Annotated in this window: 4 protein-coding genes; 2 read left to right on the plus strand and 2 right to left on the minus strand. The window is 69.3% G+C overall.

All coding sequences use genetic code 11. From position 1 onward, the window contains the following. Nucleotides 1–775, plus strand: a 775-nt coding sequence (locus WYM_RS22055; protein WP_019182384.1) for a hypothetical protein, incomplete at its 5' end; no start/stop codon positions are given. Nucleotides 776–821: 46 nt separating this feature from the next. Next, nucleotides 822–1,376, plus strand: coding sequence for a hypothetical protein (locus tag WYM_RS21325; protein WP_157525377.1), 555 nt, complete (start codon nt 822–824; stop codon nt 1,374–1,376). 74 nt (nt 1,377–1,450) lie between these two features. On the opposite strand, the gene WYM_RS18770 is transcribed toward WYM_RS21325, so the two are convergent. Both WYM_RS18770 and WYM_RS20875 read right to left on the minus strand, forming a co-directional pair. Beyond that, nucleotides 1,451–2,614, minus strand: a complete 1,164-nt coding sequence (locus tag WYM_RS18770; RefSeq protein ID WP_019182386.1) for an acyl-CoA dehydrogenase family protein — start codon at nt 2,612–2,614, stop codon at nt 1,451–1,453. Between the two features lie 122 nt (nt 2,615–2,736). Then, nucleotides 2,737–2,935, minus strand: a 199-nt coding sequence (locus WYM_RS20875; protein ID WP_192813777.1) for a D-alanyl-D-alanine carboxypeptidase family protein, incomplete at its 5' end; no start/stop codon positions are given.

Raw genomic sequence — 2,935 nt, forward strand, 5'->3', positions numbered from 1 at the left:
CATGGCGTTCGAGCACGCGGTGGTGATCGGCGCGGGCATCGGCGGCCTCCTGTCGGCCGCGGCCCTCGCGCCGCGGTTCACGCGGGTCACGATCGTCGAGCGCGACGAGCTGCCGGTCGATCCGACGCACCGCCGCGGCGTGCCGCAGGGCGAGCAGATGCACGCGCTGCTCGCGATCGGTCAGGACGCGTTCGAAGAACTCCTTCCCGGGATCGGGAGGGCATGGGCGGATGCCGGGGCGGCATGGTTCGACTCGACGCGCGATGTCGCGAGCTTCAGTTCACAGGGATGGACGGCCCGCGGCCCGAGCGAGGCCTGGACCTTCGGCATCCGCCGTATCGTTCTTGAGAGTGTCGTCCGCGAGCGGGTGCGGGCGATCCCGAATGTGACGATCGTGCAGGGCACCGTCACCGGCCTGCACGCGTCGGACGACAGCCGCCGCGTGACGGGCGTCACGGTGCGCGCGAGCGAGCCCGCGGTCATCGCTGCCGACCTCGTCGTGGACTCGTCGGGCCGCACATCGCACGCCGCACAGTGGATCGCCGGCCTCGGCTACGAGCCGCCCGCCGAGCACGAGATCGTGAGCGACATCGTCTACTCGACCGTCGTCGTGAGGCTTCCGGCTGACGCGTTGCGCGCCGACATCCGGGGCATCCTCGCCCCGCCAACGCCCGCCGATCCGCGCAGGGGCGGTGCTGCTGCCGTGCGACGATGGCCTGCATCAGATCGTCGCCGTCGCGCAGAACGCGTCTCGGGCGCCTGCCGATCGCGATGAATTCCTGACACAGCTCGGCGGTGCAACGACTCCGATCGTCGCCGAGGTGGCTCGCCGAGCCGAGTTCGTGGGCGACCCGAAGCCCTTCAAGATCCGGGGGACGCGCCGACTCCGCTGGGAAGACATGGCCTCGCGGCCCGAGGGGTTCGTGGCGATCGGAGACGCCGTGCTCGCCCTCAACCCGATCTATGGCCAGGGCATGTCCGTCGCCGCCGTCGAGGCGCTGGCGATGCGCGACGCGATAGCGGCCTCGGACGATGTCGCAGGTCTGGCCGGGCGCATCCAGGAGTCGTTCCGCACGACGCTGGACTTCGTGTTCGACTCGGGCCTCCGCAGTGACGCGCACTACCCGGCCACCACCGTCCACGGCGTCGAGGTGCCGTTGCCGCCGAAGAGCCGCGTGCTCGGCGCGGCGGCCACCGAGGACTGGAAGGTCGCCGTCGCGATGCGGTACGTCAGCCACGGCTTCTCCGCCGAGCCGCTGCAGCGACCCGAGATCCAGGCACGCGTGCGCGCTCGGATGGCGAGCAAGCGCCCCGCACGCCCCCACGACCCGGCCGTCATCCCGAAGCCGTTCGCCGGCACGCCGCTGCCGCGCTGAAGCAGCGTGTCCGAAGAGCGGATGCCGCGGGCCCTAGCCTCCGAGAAGTCTCGAGCCGCGGCATCCGGAATCGACTAGCGCTTGCCGGCGATCTGGCGTCCGACGATCTCGCGCATGATCTCGTTCGTGCCGCCGTAGATGCGGTGGACGCGGGCGTCGAGGAAGGCGCGGGCGATCGGGTACTCGGTGATGTAGCCGTAGCCGCCGTGGAGCTGCACGCAGGTGTCGAGGATCTCCCACTCGCGCTCGGTGGTCCAGAACTTGACCTTCGCCGCCTCTTCGGCCGACAGCGCGCCGTCCTTGTAGGCCAGCAGCGCCCGGTCGAGGTACGCCCACATGACGTCGACCGTGGTCGCGACATCCGCCAGCTTGAAGCGGGTGTTCTGGAAGTCGATGATCCGCTCGCCGAAGGCCTCGCGGTCCTTCGTGTACTCGACCGTCCAGGCGAGCGCCGCCTGCGACGCCGACGCGGCGGCGATGCCGATCGACAGGCGCTCGAGCGGAAGATTCATCATGAGCTGGATGAAGCCCTGACCCTCCTTGCCGCTGATGAGGTTCTCTTCGGGGACGAAGACGTCGCTGAACGACAGCTCGGCGGTGTCGTGACCGTGCGAGCCCATCTTGTGGAGCTTCTTGCCGTGGTCGAATCCCTCCATGCCGTTCTCGATGATGAGCAGGCTGAAGGCGTCGGGACGATTGCCCTCGCCCGTCTTGACGAACGTGACCACGATGTCGGCGGTCTTGCCGCTGGAGATGAAGGTCTTCGCGCCGTTGACGATGTAGCCGCCGTCGACCTTCTTCGCGGTCGTCTTGATGCCGCGCAGATCGCTGCCCGCGCCGGGCTCGGTCATCGCGAGGGCGCCGAGCACCTCGCCGGTCGCCATGCCCGGGAGCCACTTCTCCTTCTGGGCCTGCGTGCCCATATGGACGATGTAGGGAACGGCCAGGTCGTCCTGGATGCCGAACGCGCCGGCCAGCGAGCCGGCGCCGGCGCCGATGACCTCTTCGTTGACGATCGTGCGGAAGCGGTAATCCTGCAGCATGCCCGCCCCGCCGAACTCCTCGGGCACCGAGAGGCCGATCAGTCCGGACTCGCCTGCGGCGCGCATGGTCGCGCGGTCGATCTCGCCGTCTGCGTCCCACCTCTCGCGCGCCTCGTTGGTCGCGTAGCGCTTGATGAACTCCTTGACGACGTCGCGGAACGCCTCGTGGTCCTCGTCGTAGATATCGCGCTCCATGGCAGGCGAAACCTCTCTCCTCGTCGAGCCCGCGACGCTTCTCGGCCGCGGCTGGCTCGATCCTACGCCGATCGGCGACATCGAGTCTCACCGAACCTGGGATCGAGTTCCGCCTGAAGCCGTCAGAGTGCGTAGTCGGGCGCGGGAGGCAGACCGAAGAACTCCTCCAGCGAGGTCCATCCGCCGTCGTGGTACGCCCGGGCCAGCTCAGGGCCGATGTAGCGCAGGTGCCACGGCTCGGGCAGGTACCCGGTCACCCCGGTCGCCCCCTCGACGTATCGCACGATCCAGCCGTGCTCCCACGAGTGCGCCGCCACCCAG

The sequence above is a fragment of the Microbacterium yannicii PS01 genome (genome assembly GCF_000304335.1).
Lineage (GTDB): Bacteria > Actinomycetota > Actinomycetes > Actinomycetales > Microbacteriaceae > Microbacterium > Microbacterium yannicii_A.

Coding starts and splice junctions, on each gene's coding strand:
- WYM_RS18770 (WP_019182386.1), bottom strand. CDS start 2,614: ATGGAGCGCGATATCTACGACGAGGACCACGAGGCGTTCCGCGACGTC.